The organism is Pseudomonas sp. ZL2 (assembly GCF_054788455.1).
Map to the genome: position 1 here is coordinate 18,709 of NZ_JBGOGX010000021.1, position 18,471 is coordinate 37,179.

Genomic DNA, 18,471 nt, shown 5'->3' on the forward strand with positions numbered 1-18,471 from the left:
GGTGAATGCAATCCTCTGTGGGAGCCGGCCTTGCCGGCGATGGGGCGCGTAGCGGCCCCGTGTCTACTTGGACAAAAACCGCATCCCTTCCTCCAGCCCGCGCAAGGTCAGCGGAAACATCCGGTCCTCGACCAGCTCGCGAACGATGTTGGTCGAGGCCGTATAGCCCCAGGTGTCCTTCGGGTAGGGGTTGATCCAGATGAGCTTCTTGTACTTCTCCATGAAGCGCTGCATCCACACGTAACCGGCTTCTTCGTTCCAGTGCTCGACGCTGCCGCCCGGCTGGGTGATTTCATAGGGCGCCATGGCCGCGTCGCCGACGAACACCACCTTGTAGTCGGCGCCGTACTTGTGCAGCAGGTCCAGGGTCGAGGTGCGCTCCGAGGTGCGGCGCAGGTTGTTCTTCCACACCGACTCGTAGACGAAGTTGTGGAAGTAGTAATACTCCAGGTGCTTGAACTCGGTCTTGCAGGCCGAGAACAGCTCTTCGCAGATCTTCACGTGGGCGTCCATCGAGCCGCCGATGTCGAACAGCAGCAGCAACTTGACGCTGTTGCGCCGCTCCGGGCGCATCTGGATGTTGAGCAGGCCGGCATCGCGGGCGGTGTGGTCGATGGTGCCGTCGATATCCAGCTCTTCGGCCGCACCCTGGCGGGCGAACTTGCGCAGCCGGCGCAAGGCCAGCTTGATGTTGCGCGTGCCCAGTTCGACCTGGTCGTCGAGGTTCTTGTACTCGCGCTGGTCCCAGACCTTGACCGCCTTGCCCTGGCGCTTGCCGGCATCGCCGACGCGGATGCCCTCGGGGTTGAAGCCGCCCGAGCCGAACGGGCTGGTGCCGCCGGTGCCGATCCACTTGTTGCCGCCGGCATGGCGTTCCTTTTGCTCTTCAAGGCGCTTCTTGAACTCTTCGATCAGCTTGTCCAGCCCACCCAGGGACTGGATCTGCGCGCGCTCCTCGTCAGTCAGCGAGCGCTCGAACTCCTTGCGCAGCCAATCTTCGGGAATCAGCGCTTCCAGGTGCCGGTCGAGGTTCTCCAGGCCCTTGAAGTAGGCCGAAAACGCCCGGTCGAACTTGTCGAAATGGCGCTCGTCCTTGACCAGGATGGCCCGCGACAAGTAGTAGAACTCGTCCATGTCGGCAAAGGTCACGCGCTGCTTGAGGGCATTGAGCAAGTCGAGCAGTTCGCGCACCGAAACCGGCACCTTGGCCGCGCGCATTTCATTGAACAGATTGAGCAGCATGGCTATTGCTCCCGGCTCAGCGGTTACCGCGACGGCTCATGAAGGCCAGGCGCTCGAGCAACTGCACGTCCTGTTCGTTCTTGACCAGGGCCCCGGCCAGCGGCGGGATGGCCTTGGTCGGGTCGCGTTCGCGCAGCACCGCTTCGCCGATGTTGTCGGCCATCAGCAGCTTGAGCCAGTCGACCAGCTCGGAGGTGGACGGCTTTTTCTTCAGGCCCGGCACCTTGCGCACGTCGAAGAATACGTCCAGCGCTTCGCTGACCAGGTCCTGCTTGATGTTCGGGTAGTGCACATCGACGATCTGCTGCAGGGTGGTGCGGTCGGGGAAGGCGATGTAATGGAAGAAGCAGCGGCGCAGGAAGGCGTCCGGCAGCTCTTTTTCGTTGTTCGAGGTAATGATGATGATCGGGCGCTGCTTGGCCTTGATCGTCTCGTCGGTCTCGTAAACGTAGAACTCCATCTTGTCCAGTTCCTGCAACAGGTCGTTGGGGAACTCGATGTCGGCCTTGTCGATCTCGTCGATCAGCAGAATGACCCGCTCTTCGGACTCGAAAGCCTCCCAGAGCTTGCCTTTCTTCAGGTAGTTGCGCACGTCATGAACCTTGTCGACGCCCAGTTGCGAGTCACGCAGGCGGCTGACCGCGTCGTACTCGTAGAGGCCCTGGTGGGCCTTGGTGGTCGACTTGATGTGCCAGGTGATCAGCTTGGCGCCAAAGGATTCGGCCAGTTGCTCGGCAAGCATGGTCTTGCCGGTGCCCGGCTCGCCCTTGACCAGCAGCGGCCGCTCCAGGGTGATCGCCGCGTTGACCGCCAGTTTCAGGTCGTCTGTAGCGACATAAGCGCTGGTGCCTTCGAACTTCATGAACCGATCCTCTAACGTAGCGCCGGGGGTACATGGCCCCTGGCGGAAAAATTGTCATGCACGACTATAACGCGGGCTCCGGGCGACTGGGAACGCAGACGGCCCATTCAGTCTCTGAATGGACCGTCACTCGGTGACTCAGTCAGCCTTGGGCGGTGGCTGTTCATAGCGGGAGTTGAAGGCCTGGACGAAGCCGTTGCGTAATATCTGCAAGAACGCCTCGAAGGCGCTGATATCGCTTTTATGCACGCTGCCGCTGAGTTCCACGCGGGTAGCGAACTGGTTCTTGCGCTGGTTCTTCAGCACGGTTTCACCGCCGCCGACCAGGGCTTCCCAAATCGAGCGGAAAAAGCCCTTGTCCTTGCTCTCTACGTCCTGTTGCCAGTTGAACACATCGACGTCGCGCAGCAGCGGCTTGATGTAGCCTTTGAGCCGGCCTTTCTCGGCTTCGGCCTCGATCACCAGGTCGCCATGGCCGGCATTGAAATCAAACTTGCCGTAGGCACTGGCAAAGTCGTTGAGCCGGCGCAGTTCAATACCGGTGGCGCGCAGGCGGAATTTGAAGTCTTGGAAATCGCTGAAGGGGTCGAAGGTGGCGCTGCTTTCGACGCTGGCATCGCCCAGCAGGCGGGCCTTGCCGTCAAAGGTGGCATCGCGCCGGCCCTTGCGGTCCTCGACGTTGGTCAGGTTGCGAATGCTGGCGTCGAGCTGGGTGGCCTTGAGGTTGACCGGCGGTTTGGAGTTGAAGTTGCGAAAGCTCAGGATACCGTCGTCGATGCGCACTTCGTTGAGGGTGATCGGCAGCAGTTTTTCCAGCTGCTGGCGCCAGTCGGTGCCTTGACCGGTTTGCGAGGTCTGCTTGCTGGTGCCGTCGACGAAATTCAGTTGTGGCTTGAGGAAGATCACTTCAGCCACCACTGCCTGGTCGTGCCACAGCGCATGCCAGCTGACCGACAGGTCGATCAACGGTGCCTCCAGGAACGGCACCGGGACCTTGCCGCTGGCCTTGACGATGTTCAGGCCGTTGATCTTGTAGGCGCCGCGCCACAGCGCCAGGTCGACGTCGGTGATCTGCCCGCGGTAGTCGCCCATGTCGGCGAGTTTATCGTTGAGGTAGTTGCGCACCAGCACCGGCAAGGTCAGGTGCAGGGCCAGCAGCAACAGGGCGATGCCTAAAAGCCCCCACAAGGGCCAGCGGTAGCGGCGTTTCATCGGCGGCGGTTTCCGGCAAGGTGGTGATCGGTTGACCCCTGTCAGTTGCAGGGGTTCGCCGGTTGTGGACGCACTGGCGTTGCAGGCTTACCCTTGAAGTTTTCCGCCTGGTGCATAAAAGGACCCCGCCATGAGCCGTATCTTTGCTGACAACGCGCATTCCATCGGCAATACACCGCTGGTGCAGATCAACCGCATCGCCCCGCGCGGGGTGACCGTGCTGGCCAAGATCGAAGGGCGCAATCCCGGGTATTCGGTCAAGTGCCGGATCGGCGCGAACATGATCTGGGACGCCGAAAGCAGCGGCAAACTCAAGCCGGGCATGACCATCGTCGAGCCCACCTCGGGCAATACCGGCATCGGCCTGGCCTTTGTCGCCGCTGCCCGTGGCTACAGGCTGCTGCTGACCATGCCGGCATCGATGAGCATCGAGCGGCGCAAGGTGCTCAAGGCCCTGGGCGCGGAACTGGTGCTCACCGAGCCGGCCAAGGGCATGAAAGGCGCTATCGAAAAGGCCAACGAGATCGTCGCCAGCGAGCCGTCGGCGTACTTCCTCCCTGGCCAGTTCGAAAACCCGGCCAACCCGGCGATCCACGAGAAGACCACGGGCCCTGAAATCTGGAACGACACCGATGGCGCGGTCGATGTACTGGTGTCCGGCGTCGGTACCGGCGGCACCATTACCGGCGTGTCGCGCTACATCAAGCAGACCCAGGGCAAGGCGATCCTGTCGGTAGCGGTCGAGCCGATCGTATCGCCAGTGATCACCCAGGCCCGCGCCGGTGAAGAGATCAAGCCCAGCCCGCACAAGATCCAGGGCATTGGCGCCGGTTTCGTGCCGAAGAACCTCGACCTGTCCCTGGTGGACCAGGTCGAGCTGGTCAGCGACGAAGAGTCCAAGGCCATGGCCCTGCGCCTGATGCAGGAGGAGGGCATCCTCTGCGGCATTTCCTCCGGGGCGGCCATGGCCGCGGCGGTGCGCCTGGCGGAAAAACCGGAGATGCAAGGCAAGACCATCGTCGTGATCCTGCCGGATTCCGGCGAGCGTTACCTGTCGAGCATGCTGTTCGCCGACCTGTTCACCGAGCAGGAAACCCAGCAGTAAGTCGCGGCGGTGCTGATCCCGGGCAATAACCGCCAGCGTCGATTGTTGCACAATCCTTGACACTGAATCCCGGCCCCGCAGGTTTTCACCGGGGCCGGATCGGTTAATATGTTCGATTAATCCGGCAGTGATGGCCTGATCGAAATTCCAAGGAGTGTTGCATGACCTTTTCCTTTGTCGCCAAGGCAGGTGTACTGCTGCTGTTTTTCGGCAGCACGCTGTATGTACACCTGCGCGGCAAGGCGCGTTTGCCAATGTTGCGCCAGTTCGTCAACCATTCGGCGCTGTTCGCCCCCTACAACGCCCTGATGTACCTGTTTTCCGGTGTGCCGTCCAAGCCGTACCTGGACCGCAGCCGCTTCCCTGAACTCGACGTGCTCAAGGACAACTGGGAAGTGATTCGCGAAGAGGCCATGCACCTGTTCGACGAGGGTTATATCCGCGCCGCCGAAAAAGACAACGACGCCGGTTTCGGTTCGTTCTTCAAGAAGGGCTGGAAGCGTTTTTACCTGAAGTGGTATGACAAGCCGCTGCCCTCGGCCGAGGCGCTGTGCCCGAAGACCGTCGAGCTGGTCAACAGCATCCCCAACGTCAAGGGCGCGATGTTCGCCTTGCTGCCTGGCGGCAGTCACCTGAACCCGCACCGTGACCCGTTCGCCGGTTCCCTGCGCTATCACCTGGGCCTGTCGACACCGAACTCCGACGACTGCCGGATCTACGTCGATGGCCAGGTGTATGCCTGGCGCGACGGTGAAGACGTGATGTTCGACGAAACCTACGTGCACTGGGTGAAGAACGAAACCGAGACCACCCGGGTGATCCTCTTCTGCGACGTCGAGCGGCCGCTTAACAGCCCGCTGATGACCCGCATCAACCGCAAGGTCAGTGCCTTTCTCGGCCGCGCCACCGCGCCGCAGAACACCGACGAAGAACGCGTTGGCGGGATTAACCAGGCCTATGCCTGGAGCAAGCGTTTCAGCAATGTCATCAGCAGCCGCGTGAAGCAGTTCAAGCGAGCCAATCCCAAGGCCTACCGGGTGTTGCGACCGGTGCTGGCGGTGGTGGTTGCCTACCTCCTGTATCGCTGGTTGTTCTGATTGTTTCGGGCCGCTTTGCGGCCCATCGCCGGCAAGGCCGGCTCCCACAGTGGATCTGCATTCACCACCGACTTGCCAGCCTGAAACAGGCTGGTCTATAGTCACCCCACTTCACCTCACCGAAGACCTGCTCATGCCAGCTTCCTGCCTATCCACCGTATTCGCTTCCGCGCCTGACGCGGTTGTCGTTGTGCGCGGGATTCAGCAGCCGGCCATGATCAGTCACTACCCCCCACCTGTCAGTAGCGTGGTCGTGTGCAGCGTTGCACCGCCAAGCGTGGTAGTGCTGGGCTAAGCGGCCAATCGCTGCGTCCCCACACACCTGCACCCTACTGAATACGGTTGGCTGCCCCTCGCGGGTGGCACCGTTCGGCTTATCTGCCCGAATTACAGGTGGCATTCATGTCTGTTTTATCGAAACAATCCGTGGCCTCGGCGGCCACTACCAGCCTGTTCGTCCTGCTCTGGAGTAGCGGGGCGATCGTCTCCAAGCTTGGCTTGGCCCACGCCAGCCCCTTTGCCTTCCTGCTGCTGCGTTCGGCCCTGGCCCTGGCGGGCCTGCTGTTGCTCAGCCCGTTGCTCAGATTGCACTGGCCGCGCACCCGCCCGGCGGTGTTGCAAGCCCTGGCCACGGGTTGCGTGTTGCTGGGTGCCTATCAGATCTTCTACCTGCTGGCGCTCAACACCCACGTCACTCCCGGGGTCATGGCCACGGTCATGGGCGTGCAACCGATCCTCACCGTGGTGCTGATGGAGCGTCAGCGCTCCTGGAGCCGGCTGTTCGGCCTGGGCCTGGGCTTGAGCGGCTTGATCATGGTGGTCTACCAGGGCATCAACCTCGGCGGTGTGTCGCTGGGCGGCATGCTGTTTGCCTTGCTGGCGCTGATGAGCATGACCTTTGGTTCGATCATGCAAAAACGCATCACCAGCAACCCTATGGGCACCTTGCCGCTGCAGTACCTTGCCGGGCTGTTGATGTGTGCAGTGTTCGCACCGTTTCAGCCGCTGCAGGTGGAGCTGACCGACAGCTTCATCGGCGCCTTGTTGTGGATGGGACTGGTGGTGTCGCTGCTGGCGACCTTGCTGCTGTACCGGCTGATCGCCAAGGGCAATCTGGTCAATGTCACCAGTCTGTTCTACTTGGTGCCGGCCGTCACTGCGGTGATGGACTACCTGATCTTCGGCAACCGTCTGGCGGCACTCAGCTTGCTGGGCATGGGGCTGATCGTCATTGGCCTGCTGTTCGTGTTCCGCATGCCGGCTGCCGCACGGGCGCAACTGCAAGCTGACTAGCACTGCAGGCCGCCCGGCACAACGCCGGGCGGCCTGCCCTCAGAAGTAGTAGCCGATGTTGATGTTGGTGCGGTAGTACCAGTCGTTGCTGCCGACCGAGTTGGTGTTGGTCCAGCCCGTGCCGTTCTCGGCGCCACCGAAGGGGTTGGCGTTCTTCGCCCAGGTGAAGTCGACCCAGGCCATGATCGGCATGGCCAGAAACTGCGCGCCCACGGTAAACATCTGCGAATCATCCCAGCCGCTTTTGTCTTTCATCATGCGGCTGTAGTCGTTGTACACCTTGATCTTCTTCAACTGGCCCAGGCTCGGGGTGAAGATGTCGTAGCCGACGTTGATCGAGCCGATGGTGGCCTTGGAGGCGATCAGGTAGGCCGGGGTCAGGCCGTTGCCGCCCATCAGCACCGAGTCATTGCTGACGCCGTCGGGGTTCTCTGGATCGTATTCGTAACGTATGGCCTGGCTGGTCACGGTCCAGTTGCCGGCGTTGACGATCGCATGCACGCCGCCTGCCCAGTAGTCGCCATCGTCACGGGTAGTGGCGTTGTACAGTTCGGCCGCCGCCAGCGAGGCACCGATTTCAGTTTTCCAGCCGTCACCGGTAAAAGTCCGGGCGACCCGGGCATTGACCTGGTTGCGCTTCTCGTTGTCCTGGCGCGACTGGGTGAAGGCCACGGCGTTGTCGTCGAGATCGCTATAACGGCCGACTTCCGGCGAGTAGCGAATGCCGCTGGGCAGCATGCGCGGGAAGTAGCCCAGTTGCAGGTCCCAGTCCTTGTCCTTGTAGCTGTATTTCAGGCCCGTGCCGGCGCTGACGCCATAACCCATGAAAAACGGGATGTGGTAACTCCAGCCAAACTGCGGGTACGGCTCAAGGCCAAAGGGTTTGAACGGCGCGCCCAGTTGCACGTTGGAATTGGCATTGAAGCGATAACCGACGTAGCCGCGGTCGATCGAGCGCTTGCCATCATCCTGGAACCAGTAGCCGACATCGCTGAACAGTTGTTTGTGGGTGGCCTGGACATCCAGGCGGAACGTATCAAAGAGGAAACGCCCGTTGTTCTCGGTGGTGTCCCAGTGTTCATCGCGGTAGTTGACCCGCAGCGCGCCGCCGATATCCAGCGAACTCTGGCCGTCGTCACTGCGCCAGGCAATGTGCGGGAATGGTTTTTTCACTGCTGGCGGCTGGTCCGGCGCCGCAGGGCCGGGCTCGGAAGCGAAACTGGCGGCGCTGCTGATGATCAGGCCCAGGCTTATCACGTACTTGTTCATATCAATGCCCCGCAAGGTTGAGCAGTGTCTGTGGGCAACAGCTGTCCGCCGCCTTGAGCAAGGCGTTAAGCGAGAGTCAGCGGTGGCGCATCGGTGGGTTTTTTATTGTTTTATAGGTGGTACGTTGTTTTTATATTTGAACTCGAAGGGAAAGAGCAGGAACTGTGCCAGTGCGGATAAACGGTTTGTTGTCAGATAAATATCATGTAAAACAATTATTTATATCTGAAACACATGAAGTTGTGCCGTGGGTGGAACAGGCCGGGATTTAAGTAACAGCAGTGGGCAATGGCAGTGCGGTTTAACTGCACAGCGCGCGTTGACAGTGCGTGGGTTGTTTTATCAATGAATAAGTAATTGACTGTTTTGGGGCCGCCGGACCTGTGGGAGCTGGCTTGCCAGCGATGAGGCCCGACAGCGGAGCAAAAAAAACCGGCACTCCCGGTGCCGGCCAATTACGCGTGTTGAAAGGGTTACAGATCAAGCACCATGCGCCGGCTCTTGCAGCCCGACACACAGACCATCATCGATGTATTCGCCGCCCGTTCGGCCTTGGTCAGTACACCATCGCGGTGGTCGATATCACCCTCCAGCACCCGGGTCTCGCACGAGCCGCATACACCCTCGCGGCAGCTGTATTCGATATCGCAACCGGCTTCGAGCAGCACATCGAGCAGGTTCAATCCGGGCTCGATGTTCAGCGTCTTGCCGGACTTTTTCAGCTCGACGCTGTAGCTGTCCTGGGCATCTTCCGAAGGCGGCAGCTCGGCGGCGGTGAAGCGTTCGATGTGGGCATGGGGGTAGCCCAGGCTTTCGCAGGTGCTCTCGAAGGCATCGAGCATCGGCGTCGGGCCGCAGCAGTAGAAGTGCGTATCACTGGGCTGCCCGGCCAGGTAGTGAGCCAGGTCCGGCACCGCGTTCTTCTCGTCGTTGAAGTGGTAGAGCACCTTGGCATCGACCCCGCTGAGCTCTTCCAGTAGCGCCGCTTCCTTGCGTGAGCGGGCGCAGTAGACCAGCTCGGCGGATTTACCCAGGGCCAGCAACTGGCGAAACATGCAGTAGATCGGCGTGATGCCGATACCCCCGGCCACCAGCACATTGTGGCTGGCGTGCGGGTCGAGGGCGAAGTTGTTGCGTGGCGGCGAGATGTTCAGTTGCGTGCCAACGCGCAGTTGCTCATGGACGAACGCCGAGCCGCCGCGGCTGTTGCGATCACGCAGGATGCCGACCACATAACGGCCCTGGTCGCTCGGCGAGTTGAGCAATGAATAGCTGCGCACCAGGCCGTTGGGCAGGTGCAGGTCGATGTGCGAGCCGGCTTCGAACGGCGCGAACACGGTATCGCCCCACGGGCGCAGTTCGACGCTGATGATGCCTTCGGCTTCGTGGCGCAGGGTGTGCACCAGCGCGGTGATGGTAGAGGAGTTGGACATCGGTCACCTCAATGGCGCAGTGCGCAAGTCAATGTCGAGCCGGGCGCTGGCTTCGATTTCCACCAGCAGTTCAGGGAACACCAGGGCGCTCACTGCAACCAGAGTGGAGGTGGGGTAGCAGGCAAAACCTGTGAAGAAGTCGCGGCGGGCGCGACCCACTTCGTCCTTGTCGGCAATGTCGGTGAGGTACACCGTCAGCCGATAGATATTGCCGATGTGCCCGCCTGCCGCTTCCACCAGTGCCCGGGCCTTGTCCAGCACCACCAGGGTCTGCTGGTAAGCACCCAGTGGCGTGTCGCGCTCGACGGCCTGACGGGTGGCGGGATGACCGGTCATGCCGGACATCACCAGGTCGTTGCCGAGCAGCAGGGCGTTGGACCAACTGGCACTGGCCGGCTCGGTCAAGCCCTGGGCCTGGATACGTTGTACGGCCAGGTTCATCACAGCTGTTTCGCTTCGATCAGCGCCAGTTGTTCCTTGGCCTTGCCTTTCAGGTAGCGGCGCAGGCGCACCACACCCAGGTCATGCTGGTAGAGGTTCTCGCGCTGGTTGGCGTCGTACTCCATGAACTCCAGCAGCACCCGGTCCTGTTCCAGCACCGCCCAGTGACGGGCTTCCAGGCGGTTCTTGTAGAGGAAGCGCCAGGTGTCGCGCTGCCAGCCGGTCAGTGGCCGCGCGCGCCAGTGGAACACCGCCGACAGGCTGCGGCTGCTCGGGGTGTAGCTGCCGATGATGGTGAAGTTGCCGCCCGGGCCGCCGGTCTTCGGGTAAGGAATTTCCAGGCGCAGCCAGTGGCAGCCGTTGTCGAGGAATTCGGTCCAGTCGAAGTTGACCCCACGCTGGCCTTCCTTCTCGAAGAAGAAACCCTGCTCGGTATCGCGAGTGACGAACTTGGCGGTGGCTTCGCCTTCGCTCATCGAGTGCGACATCTTGTGCAGGTAGGTGCCGTGCATCGGGTCCATGACGTTGTCGAGCACGTAGCGGTAATCGCCTTGCCACTCGGTGTAGCAGAGGAAGCTGCTCCACTCGGGCGAAGTCAGCTGCTCGGGCAGCACCAGTTCCGGCGGGGTGTCCAGGTGCGGCTCGGTAGCGTTGAAGAGGAAGATCGCCCCGGCCGCTTCACGGGTGTGGAACATGCGCGTCGGGCGGCTGCCTTCGAGCTTGCAGCCCGGGCTGCCGGGGACCTTGGTCACGGTACCGTCGCAGCGCACTTCGACGCCGTGGTACGGGCACTGCAGGCGGTCGCCCAGCACCGGGCCCTGGGACAGCGGCGCGCCACGGTGCGGGCAGTGGTCTTCGAGGGCATGCACGCTGCCATCGTTGTCGCGCCACAGGGCGATCTTGTAGCCCAGGCGGCGCACCGACACCGGCTTCTCGCCAAGCAACTGCGAGGGCAACACAGGAAACCAGAGGTCTTTGAGGCCGTTGGCCAGGTGGTTCTCAACAGGATCGACGGTGAATTGCATATTCATCTTGTTTTACCTCCGGCGGGTCATGCGCCCAGCCGCGCCATCAGGGTTTTATAGGAATCTTCGGTCCACTCGCCACTGGTCAGCGGGCAGGGCGGCCCGGCCAGGTTCAGGTGCGCCAGCAATTCGGGCAGTTGGGTCACGCCGTTGCCGTAGGCGCGCTCGATGGAGTCGCCGAGCAGCTCCTCGAACGGGGTGTTGGGCCGTTTGCGCGCCTGATGGGGCTCCAGGTACGGTTGGTTGTTGCTCATGTCATTGACCTCCATTGCGGACCCGTTCGCGGATCATTTCGCGGACCGGGACAAAGTCGTACGTCGGATAGCATTCGGTGCGGAACACGCCCCAGGCGGCGCGCTCCAGTTCCACATTGACCTTGCCGAGCAGGCTCGGCGGCAGGCGCAGGGTGACGATCTGGCCCAGGCCCATGGCCACGGTCCAGGACACCAGCTCGACGCCCGCAGGCGGGAAGCTGTCCCACCAGCCCATCGTTTTCATGTGCGCCTGGATCTCTTCCAGGTTCTTTGACTGGTCGTGCCTGAGCAGCACCGTCAGTTGCATCGTTTCGCTCATGTTCAGGCCTCAGGCGGCGCTGGCGGTGGGCACGGCCCAGGCGTCATAGCCGTAGACCCAGTCGGCGTTGCCGCCGGCCTTGAGCCACTGGTTGCCGCGCGAACCGATCTGGATCTGGCTGGTACGCTCCAGGCGTGCCAGCTGATAACCCTGCAGCGCGCTGGCGATCTGCGCAGGGCTGTTTACGTTCTGCAGATGACGGGCCAGCACCACCGCATCCTCGATGGCCTGGCCGGCGCCCTGGGCCATGAACGGCATCATCGGGTGGCAGGCATCACCGAGCAGGGTGATCGCGCCTTCGGACCAGTACGGCAGCGGGTCGCGTTCGTACAGCGCAGTCTTGAGGACATCGTCGCAGGCGTCGAGCAGGGCCCGGGCGTCGGCGTGGAAGTCCTGGTAGTGGCTGCGCAGCTCGGCGGCGTCACCGGCGGTGGTCCAGGACTCCAGGTGCCAGCTGTCCTGGGCGGTGGTGGCGAAGATGAAGATGTCGCGGCCCTGGTTCAGCGGGAAGGTGACGATCTGGCTCTGCGGGTTCGGGCCCCACCATTTGGTGAAGGCCTGGATGTTCGGCACCTGGGCTACACGGCTGGCCGGGACCACGGCGCGGTAGGCGACCACGCCGGTGAAGCGTGGCTGCTCTTCACCGAACAGGGCGTTGCGCACCACCGAGTGAATGCCGTCGGCGCCGATCAGCAGGTCGGCACGATGGTGGCTGCCATCCTTGAAGCGCAACTCGACGCCGCTGGCATCCTGCAGCACCTGTTCGGCGCGCTTGGCGAACTGCACGTTCTGCAGCGGGAACACATCGGCCAGGGCGGCCAGCAGGTCGGCGCGGTGGATGGTCAGTTGCGGGGCGCCATACTGGCTTTCGGCGGCATCGGCCATCTCCAGGCGCGAGGTTTCTTCGCCGGTGTTCCACAGGCGGCTGATGCGATGGGTGGGGCGCGCTGCCGGGATACGCACGGCCGGGCCTACACCGAGGCCGTCGAGGGCGCGCACGGCATTGGGCGTGAGGTTGATGTCGGCACCGACCCGCAAAAACGCTTTGGACTGTTCGAATACCGTGACCTGGTGACCGGCCTGGCGCAGGGCGATGGCGGCGGTAAGGCCGCCGATGCCGGCACCGTTGATGGCGATGTTCAACGAAGACATGGACAACTCCTGCTCAGGGTTTGGGTTTGTCGGTAAGGAACTTGCCTTGCGGCGCCTCGACATGCTGTTGGCGCCGGGTATTGCCATCGATGCCGCCGGCAATCGCCCATTCGGCAAACACCGTCGGGCCCGGTTCGAACTCGCGCGGCTGCCATTCGCCGGTCAGTTGGTCTTCGTCGGCGTAGTACTCGACCAGGGCGCCGGCCGGGTTCTTGAAGTACCAGAAGAACGCCGACGACACCGGGTGGCGACCCGGGCCGATCTCGGTGGCCCAGCCACTGCGCGAGATGTGCATGCCGCCGCCAAACACTTCGTGCAGGTCGCGCACGGTGAAGGCCACGTGGTTAAGGCCGGCCCGTGGCGCGGGCAGCTGGAGCATGAACAGGTCGTGGTGGCCACCTTCCTCGGCGGTGCGCAAGAACGCGCCGCGATTGGGGTAGCGGTCCGAGGCCTGGAAGCCGAAGCGCTCGTGGTAGAAGGCTTCGCAGGCATTCACATCCTTGACGAAGAACACCACGTGGCCGACTTCGATCGGCGTGGCGCGCTCGTAGACCGGCGCCGGCTTGTTGATCCGGCCCTTGGTCTGCCAGGTGTTGTGGCCGCTGCACTCGATGTCCAGCGCGCGCTTGCGGGTCACCTGCAGGCGGATCGCCAGGCCGTTGGGGTCGGTGCAGCCGATGCGCCCGTTACCTTCGACAAAGCCCGGGTCGTTGGCGATGCGCTGGCTGTACAGGGCCAGGTCGGCTTCGCTCTCCACGCCCCAGACCACTTCGCGCACGGTCGAGCCCGGCTCGATGGCCGCTGGCAGGCCGGCCTTGTTGATGTCGGCCAGGACCACCCGGCAGCCGTTGAGGGTTTCGAAGATCACCTCGTCGGCCTGTTCGCTGACCTTGTCCAGGCCCCAGTCGCTGAAGAAGCGCACGCAGGTGGCGAGGTCTTCGACGCCGTAGGTGACTTCATCGATGCCCAATACGCTCATGGCCTTGCCTCCACACCGGCCCAGGCCAGTGGTTGTTCGTTCATGCCCCAGTAGAGGCTTTTCTGTTCCATGTACTGCAGGATCCCCAGGCGGCCCTTTTCGCGGCCCAGGCCGCTGTCACGCCAGCCGCCGAACGGCGTGGAAATGGAGAACTGCTTGTAGGTGTTGATCCACACCGTGCCGGCCTGGATCTTGCGACCCAGGGCCCAGGCGCGCTTGTAGTCGCGGCTCCAGATGCCGGCGGCGAGGGCGTAGAGGCTGTCGTTGGCCTGCTCGATCAGCTCGGCTTCGCTGTCAAACGGCATGGCCACCAGCACCGGGCCGAAGATCTCTTCCTGGCAGGTCTGCTGGTTGTTGCTCAGGCCTTCGAGGATGGTCGGCGGGTAGAAGTACCCCTGATCGAAGAGGCCACCAGTTGGCCGTTGGCCGCCCAGCAGCAGGCGACCGCCTTCGGCCAGGCCCAGGGCCACGTAACGCTCCACCGAGTCGCGGTGCGCGGCGCTGATCAGCGGGCCCATCTGCGTCGATTCGTCAGCCGGGTCACCCAGGCGCAAACGCGCTGCCCCGGCCACCAGACGCTGCATGAACGGCGCATACAGGGCGCGGGCGACGAACAGCCGCGAACCGGCAATGCAGGCCTCGCCCGAGGAGCTGAAGATGCCGTACAACACTCCGGCCACGGCGTGATCGAGGTCGGCGTCATCGAGGACGATGGTCGGCGACTTGCCGCCTAGCTCCAGCGACACCGGCATCATCTTGTCGGCGGCGATATGGGCGATGTGCTTGCCGGTTTTGGTCCCGCCGGTGAACGACACACGCTTGATCAGCGGGTGCTGCGTCAGCGCATCACCGAGCAGTGAGCCCTTGCCCGGCAACACGCTGACGAGGCCCTTGGGCAAGCCTGCTTCTTCGCAGATCTGTGCCAGTTGCAGGGCCAGCAGCGGGGTGATTTCCGCCGGCTTGATCACTACGGCGTTGCCGGCGGCCAGGGCCGGGGCGACCTTTTGCGCTTCGCTGGCGATCGGCGAGTTCCACGGGGTGATGGCCGCCACCACGCCCATCGGCTCGTAGACGCTCATGCTGACAAAGTCGCCGCGCGACGGGGTGATGATTTCTTCCAGGGTTTCGCAGGCGGCGGCGAAGAACTGGAAGGTACCGGCGGCGCTGGCCACCAGCGCCCGGGTTTCATTGATCGGTTTGCCGTTGTCCTGACGCTGCAATTGCGCCAGCTCTTCGCTGCGCTGGCGGATCAGCTCGGCGATGCGGTACAGCACTGTGGCGCGTTCGTGGGGCTTGCGCTGGGCCCAGCCGCTGTTGAGAAACGCCTGATGGGCACCTTGCACGGCGTCTTCGACATCCTCGAGGCTGGCGGCGTTGAGCCAGGCCACCGGCTCGCCCGTGGCCGGGTAGCGCGTGGCGTAGCGCTCGCCACCGCCCAGGCGCCAGGTGCCGGCGACGCAGATAGGTAAAGTCTGTTCCAGAGTCATCGTCGTTCCCCTAGATGGAAATGGCATGGGCGTGGTTGCCCAGGGCACGGACCACGCTGTAGACGGTCAGCGCCGAGGTCTTCGGGTTGGCCTGCAGCGGCTTGCCGCGCAGGCTCATCTCGAAACCGCCGAAGGCGCCACGGGCTTCGAAGTGGTGCACGTTCTCTTCGCTGAGCGGGTCGGCAATCAGCGTCACCCGCGTGCGGTCCAGGCCCAACCCGGCCAGCGACAGGGTGGCGGCGACATTGGCGTTCTTCGGGTACAGGCGTGCTGCCTCGCGGGCGCTGCCTTCGAAGATCACCGTGGCCTGGTCGATGGCGTCCAGGTCGCAGACCTGCTCGGCCGGGGTGTTCTTCCAGGCCCTGGCCGGTTTGCGGCCGGTGTAGTCGACCGAATCCAGGCCACCGACCTTGGCCGCCGACAGCGCATCGATGCCGCCGATGGCGCCGGGCAGCAACTCGATGCGGGTGTTGCCACGGGCGGCGGCAGCCTCCAGGCGTTCGACCAGGCCCAGCTCCGACAGGGCCCCGACCGAGACGATCAGGCAGGCGATGCCGCGCTCCAGCGCCGGCAGTACGTGTTCCTCGATTGCCTTGTGCCCGGCGCACTCCACCAGCAGGTCCGGGCGGGCGTCGGCGGGCAGGGCGGTGAGCACCTGCGGCGGGCGCTTGAAGCTGGCCAGGCGCTGCTCTACCAGGGTTTCGGAGCCGGCCGAGGCGATCACATGCTCGACGCGCAGCTGCGGGTCGTTCTCCAGCAGTTCCAGCACTGCGACGCCAATGGCGCCGCAGCCGATCATGGTGATATTGAGCATCTTCAAGTCCTCAGGCCGTGGCTTTCTGGGCTTTGGTTTCGCTGTTGGGCGGGCCGGCGAACTGTGTGGCAAAGCCGCCGACGCTGAGCATGTCGACTTCCAGCAGGAACGGCCCGCCCTGGCTCAGGGCGTTGTCCAGCACCGGGCCGAAGTCCTTGAGGTCGCTGACCAGGCCATGGCGCAGGCCGATGGACTCGGCGAGCTTGGTGTAGTCCGGGGTGTGCAGTTCGACATAGGCGTGGCGGGCGCCGTAGATGGCGTCCTGGATGTTGCGAATCACCCCGTAGCGCTGGTCGTTCATCAGCAGGATCACCACGTTGGCTTTCTCCTGCACCAGGGTCGCCAGCTCACCGAGGTTGAGGATGAAGCCGCCGTCACCGGCCAGGGCGAAGACCTTGCGCTGCGGGTCGGTTTCCGCCGCTGCCACCGCCGCGCCAATGCCCATGGCCAACCCTTGGCCGATGCCGCCGCCGAGGGCGTGCACGCCGGCCAGCGGGTGGTAGAGGTTGAGCAGGCGGTTGCCCCAGATGCTGTTGGACAGGGTCACGTCGCGTACCCAGGAGAAATTGCGCCCGGTCAGCCCCTGCAACTGCTCGACCATCGCCGAGTACGGGCCGAGGTCGGCCACCAGTTGCGCGCGGGATTGCGTGCGCACCGCCTTCAACTCGTCGATGAAGTTCGGGTCGATGTTCAGCCGGCCTTCAAGCCGATCAGCCAGTCCATCGAGGGCCAGGGCCGAGTCGCCGCAGATGAACAGTTCGCTGGAATAGCTGCGTCCTTCGATGGCCGGGTTGGCGTCGATGCGCAGGGTGGTGCGCGGCAGCTTCAGGGCGTATTTGAAGGTCTCGTTGCTGCGCAGGCGCGAACCGGCTACCACCAGCGCATCGCAGCTTTGCAGGAAGCCTTCGACCAGCTTGTTCTGCGAGAAGGCGCCGAGGCAACGTTCGTCGTCTTCGTTGACCACGCCGCGACCCTGGGTCGAGGTGATTACGCCGACACCCATGTCCAGCAGACGCTTGACCTGCGCGCCGGCGTGGCGGGCGCCGCCGCCGAGCCAGAGCAGCGGGCGGGTGGCGCTGGCCAGGCGTTCGGCGACCAGGTCCAGGGCTTCAGGCGCCGGCACGGCAACCGGGATCGGCAGCGGCGACAGGTCGGTCGGCATCGGGATGAAGGTCGACTGGATATCGATCGGGATCTCGACGCTGACCGGGCCGGTCGGTGCGGTGAGGGCGGTCTGCACGGCGAGCTTGAGGGTGCTCAGCGCGGTCTCGACACTGCGCACGCGAAAGGCCGCCTTGGACACGGCCTTGAGCATGGTCAGCTGGTCGCGGGCTTCGTGGATGTAGGCAAAGTCCTGGTCCAGGTACGGCGTTTCGATCTGCCCGGTGATGTGCAGCAGCGGCGTGCCGGCGGTCAGTGCTTCGACCAGCGCACCGGCAGCGTTGCCCGCAGCGGTGCCGGTGGAGGTCAGGCACACGCCCAGGCCACCGGTGGTGCGGGCATAGGCATCGGCCATGTTGGTCGCCCCGGCTTCACCGCGGGCCATGACGAAGCGGATGTTGCCGCGCACGGCGAAGGCATCGAGGATCGGCATGTTGTGGATCGAGATCACGCCGAAGGCGGCCTTGACCTCGCATTGTTCGAGGAACGCGGTGATAGCAGCGCCAACGGTGACAGTGTTTTCATTACGCATGGCGGGACAGGCCTCCAGAAACATCGATATGGCTGCCAGTGGTGTAAGCCGACAGGGGCGAAGCCAGGAACAGGATTGCTTGGGCAGCCTCTTTGGGCAGCCCCAGGCGACCCAGGGGAATGTGTTTGCGTTGTGCCAGTTGTGCGGTCCATTGCGACCAGTCGAGGCCACGCTCTTCGCGGGCCTCGAAGCGCCGGCGCCACTGGCCGGACTCGACCAGGCCGATGAGGATGCCGTTGACCCGGATGCCTTGTTCGGCGAACTCGGTGGCCATCGAGCGCACCAGGTTCTTCAGCCCGGCACGGGCCGCCGAGGTGGCGACCATGTGCGGCTCCGGCTGGCTGGCCAGCAGCGAGTTGACGCAGACGATCGAGGCACCGGCCTGGCCTTGCAGTTGGGGGAGGAAGGCGCGCACCGGGTAGATCACCGAGAAGAATTTCAGTTGCAGCTCTTCGCTCCAGGCTTCGTCGGTGGTGTCGGCGAAGGTCGAGACCCGGCCCTGGCCGGCGTTGTTGATCAGCACCTGGGCCGGGCCCAGCGCGGCCAGGCTGGCGGCGGCGAAGGCCTGCACCGACTGGCTGTCGAGCACGTCGCAGACCTGGGCCAGCAAACGCGCCTCGGGGAAGCGCTCGCGCAGCCGTGCTTCGGCACTGTCCAGGCGCTGTTGATCACGGCCGCAGAAGGCCACCGCGGCGCCGGCTTCGAGCAGTTGCTCGACGCAAGCCAGGCCAATCCCGGAGGAGCCGCCGGTGACGATGGCGGTGCGCCCTTGCAGTTGATAGAGGTTGCTCATG

General features: G+C 63.7%; 18 protein-coding genes. 3 read left to right on the forward strand and 15 right to left on the reverse strand.

The window, feature by feature from the left end; all coding sequences use genetic code 11:
- Nucleotides 1-63: 63 nt before the first annotated feature.
- The 3 genes from ABM562_RS15800 to ABM562_RS15810 form a co-directional block, all read right to left on the reverse strand.
- Nucleotides 64-1,242, reverse strand: a complete 1,179-nt coding sequence (locus tag ABM562_RS15800; RefSeq protein WP_010223112.1) for a vWA domain-containing protein — start codon at nucleotides 1,240-1,242, stop codon at nucleotides 64-66.
- Nucleotides 1,243-1,258: 16 nt separating this feature from the next.
- Nucleotides 1,259-2,104, reverse strand: coding sequence for an AAA family ATPase (locus tag ABM562_RS15805; protein ID WP_115088248.1), 846 nt, complete (start codon nucleotides 2,102-2,104; stop codon nucleotides 1,259-1,261).
- 138 nt (nucleotides 2,105-2,242) lie between these two features.
- Complete coding sequence (locus ABM562_RS15810) at nucleotides 2,243-3,316, reverse strand: AsmA family protein (protein ID WP_460422567.1); 1,074 nt, start codon at nucleotides 3,314-3,316, stop codon at nucleotides 2,243-2,245.
- A gap of 130 nt (nucleotides 3,317-3,446) precedes the next feature.
- Here ABM562_RS15810 and cysK point away from each other — a divergent pair, with 130 nt between their 5' ends.
- The 3 genes from cysK to ABM562_RS15825 all read left to right on the forward strand — a co-directional run bounded on the left by cysK (nucleotide 3,447) and on the right by ABM562_RS15825 (nucleotide 6,811).
- Nucleotides 3,447-4,421: a cysteine synthase A gene (gene cysK, locus ABM562_RS15815; protein ID WP_134063789.1), complete on the forward strand. Its 975-nt coding sequence runs from the start codon at nucleotides 3,447-3,449 to the stop codon at nucleotides 4,419-4,421.
- Nucleotides 4,422-4,582: 161 nt separating this feature from the next.
- On the forward strand, nucleotides 4,583-5,518 hold the full coding sequence (locus tag ABM562_RS15820; protein WP_115088245.1) for an aspartyl/asparaginyl beta-hydroxylase domain-containing protein: 936 nt from the start codon (nucleotides 4,583-4,585) through the stop codon (nucleotides 5,516-5,518).
- A 402-nt stretch (nucleotides 5,519-5,920) separates the two neighbouring features.
- A complete protein-coding gene (locus ABM562_RS15825) occupies nucleotides 5,921-6,811 on the forward strand; it encodes a DMT family transporter (RefSeq protein WP_460422569.1) in 891 nt (296 codons plus the stop codon).
- Nucleotides 6,812-6,850: 39 nt separating this feature from the next.
- On the opposite strand, the gene ABM562_RS15830 is transcribed toward ABM562_RS15825, so the two are convergent.
- From ABM562_RS15830 to ABM562_RS15885, 12 genes are all read right to left on the reverse strand, one after another.
- Nucleotides 6,851-8,080 (reverse strand): hypothetical protein, encoded by a 1,230-nt coding sequence (locus tag ABM562_RS15830; protein ID WP_258578879.1) that lies wholly within the window; start codon nucleotides 8,078-8,080, stop codon nucleotides 6,851-6,853.
- A gap of 473 nt (nucleotides 8,081-8,553) precedes the next feature.
- Nucleotides 8,554-9,513 (reverse strand): PDR/VanB family oxidoreductase, encoded by a 960-nt coding sequence (locus ABM562_RS15835; protein ID WP_115088242.1) that lies wholly within the window; start codon nucleotides 9,511-9,513, stop codon nucleotides 8,554-8,556.
- A gap of 3 nt (nucleotides 9,514-9,516) precedes the next feature.
- A complete protein-coding gene (locus tag ABM562_RS15840; protein WP_460422571.1) occupies nucleotides 9,517-9,954 on the reverse strand; it encodes a Rid family hydrolase in 438 nt (145 codons plus the stop codon).
- Nucleotides 9,954-10,985 carry an aromatic ring-hydroxylating oxygenase subunit alpha gene (locus tag ABM562_RS15845; RefSeq protein ID WP_115088240.1) on the reverse strand — a complete coding sequence of 344 codons (1,032 nt, stop codon included), beginning with the start codon at nucleotides 10,983-10,985 and terminating at the stop codon, nucleotides 9,954-9,956. Before ABM562_RS15845 ends, ABM562_RS15840 begins: the two co-directional genes overlap by 1 nt.
- A 20-nt stretch (nucleotides 10,986-11,005) precedes the next feature.
- Nucleotides 11,006-11,233, reverse strand: a complete 228-nt coding sequence (locus ABM562_RS15850; RefSeq protein ID WP_115088239.1) for a recombinase-like helix-turn-helix domain-containing protein — start codon at nucleotides 11,231-11,233, stop codon at nucleotides 11,006-11,008.
- Between the two features lies 1 nt (nucleotide 11,234).
- Nucleotides 11,235-11,552, reverse strand: coding sequence for a hypothetical protein (locus tag ABM562_RS15855; RefSeq protein WP_134063783.1), 318 nt, complete (start codon nucleotides 11,550-11,552; stop codon nucleotides 11,235-11,237).
- A gap of 9 nt (nucleotides 11,553-11,561) precedes the next feature.
- The gene (locus ABM562_RS15860) at nucleotides 11,562-12,704 is read right to left on the reverse strand and encodes an FAD-dependent monooxygenase (RefSeq protein WP_258578880.1); all 1,143 of its coding nucleotides are present in this window, start codon (nucleotides 12,702-12,704) and stop codon (nucleotides 11,562-11,564) included.
- A gap of 13 nt (nucleotides 12,705-12,717) precedes the next feature.
- Nucleotides 12,718-13,683 carry a VOC family protein gene (locus ABM562_RS15865; protein WP_115088236.1) on the reverse strand — a complete coding sequence of 322 codons (966 nt, stop codon included), beginning with the start codon at nucleotides 13,681-13,683 and terminating at the stop codon, nucleotides 12,718-12,720.
- The gene (locus ABM562_RS15870) at nucleotides 13,680-15,170 is read right to left on the reverse strand and encodes an aldehyde dehydrogenase (protein ID WP_460422574.1); all 1,491 of its coding nucleotides are present in this window, start codon (nucleotides 15,168-15,170) and stop codon (nucleotides 13,680-13,682) included. Before ABM562_RS15870 ends, ABM562_RS15865 begins: the two co-directional genes overlap by 4 nt.
- A 10-nt stretch (nucleotides 15,171-15,180) precedes the next feature.
- Entirely contained in the window at nucleotides 15,181-15,984 is an 804-nt protein-coding gene (locus tag ABM562_RS15875; RefSeq protein ID WP_134063779.1) for an aspartate dehydrogenase, read from the reverse strand.
- Between the two features lie 10 nt (nucleotides 15,985-15,994).
- Complete coding sequence (locus ABM562_RS15880; RefSeq protein ID WP_115088233.1) at nucleotides 15,995-17,677, reverse strand: thiamine pyrophosphate-binding protein; 1,683 nt, start codon at nucleotides 17,675-17,677, stop codon at nucleotides 15,995-15,997.
- Nucleotides 17,670-18,470 (reverse strand): SDR family oxidoreductase, encoded by an 801-nt coding sequence (locus ABM562_RS15885; RefSeq protein WP_115088232.1) that lies wholly within the window; start codon nucleotides 18,468-18,470, stop codon nucleotides 17,670-17,672. Before ABM562_RS15885 ends, ABM562_RS15880 begins: the two co-directional genes overlap by 8 nt.
- Between the last annotated feature and the right edge of the window lies 1 nt (nucleotide 18,471).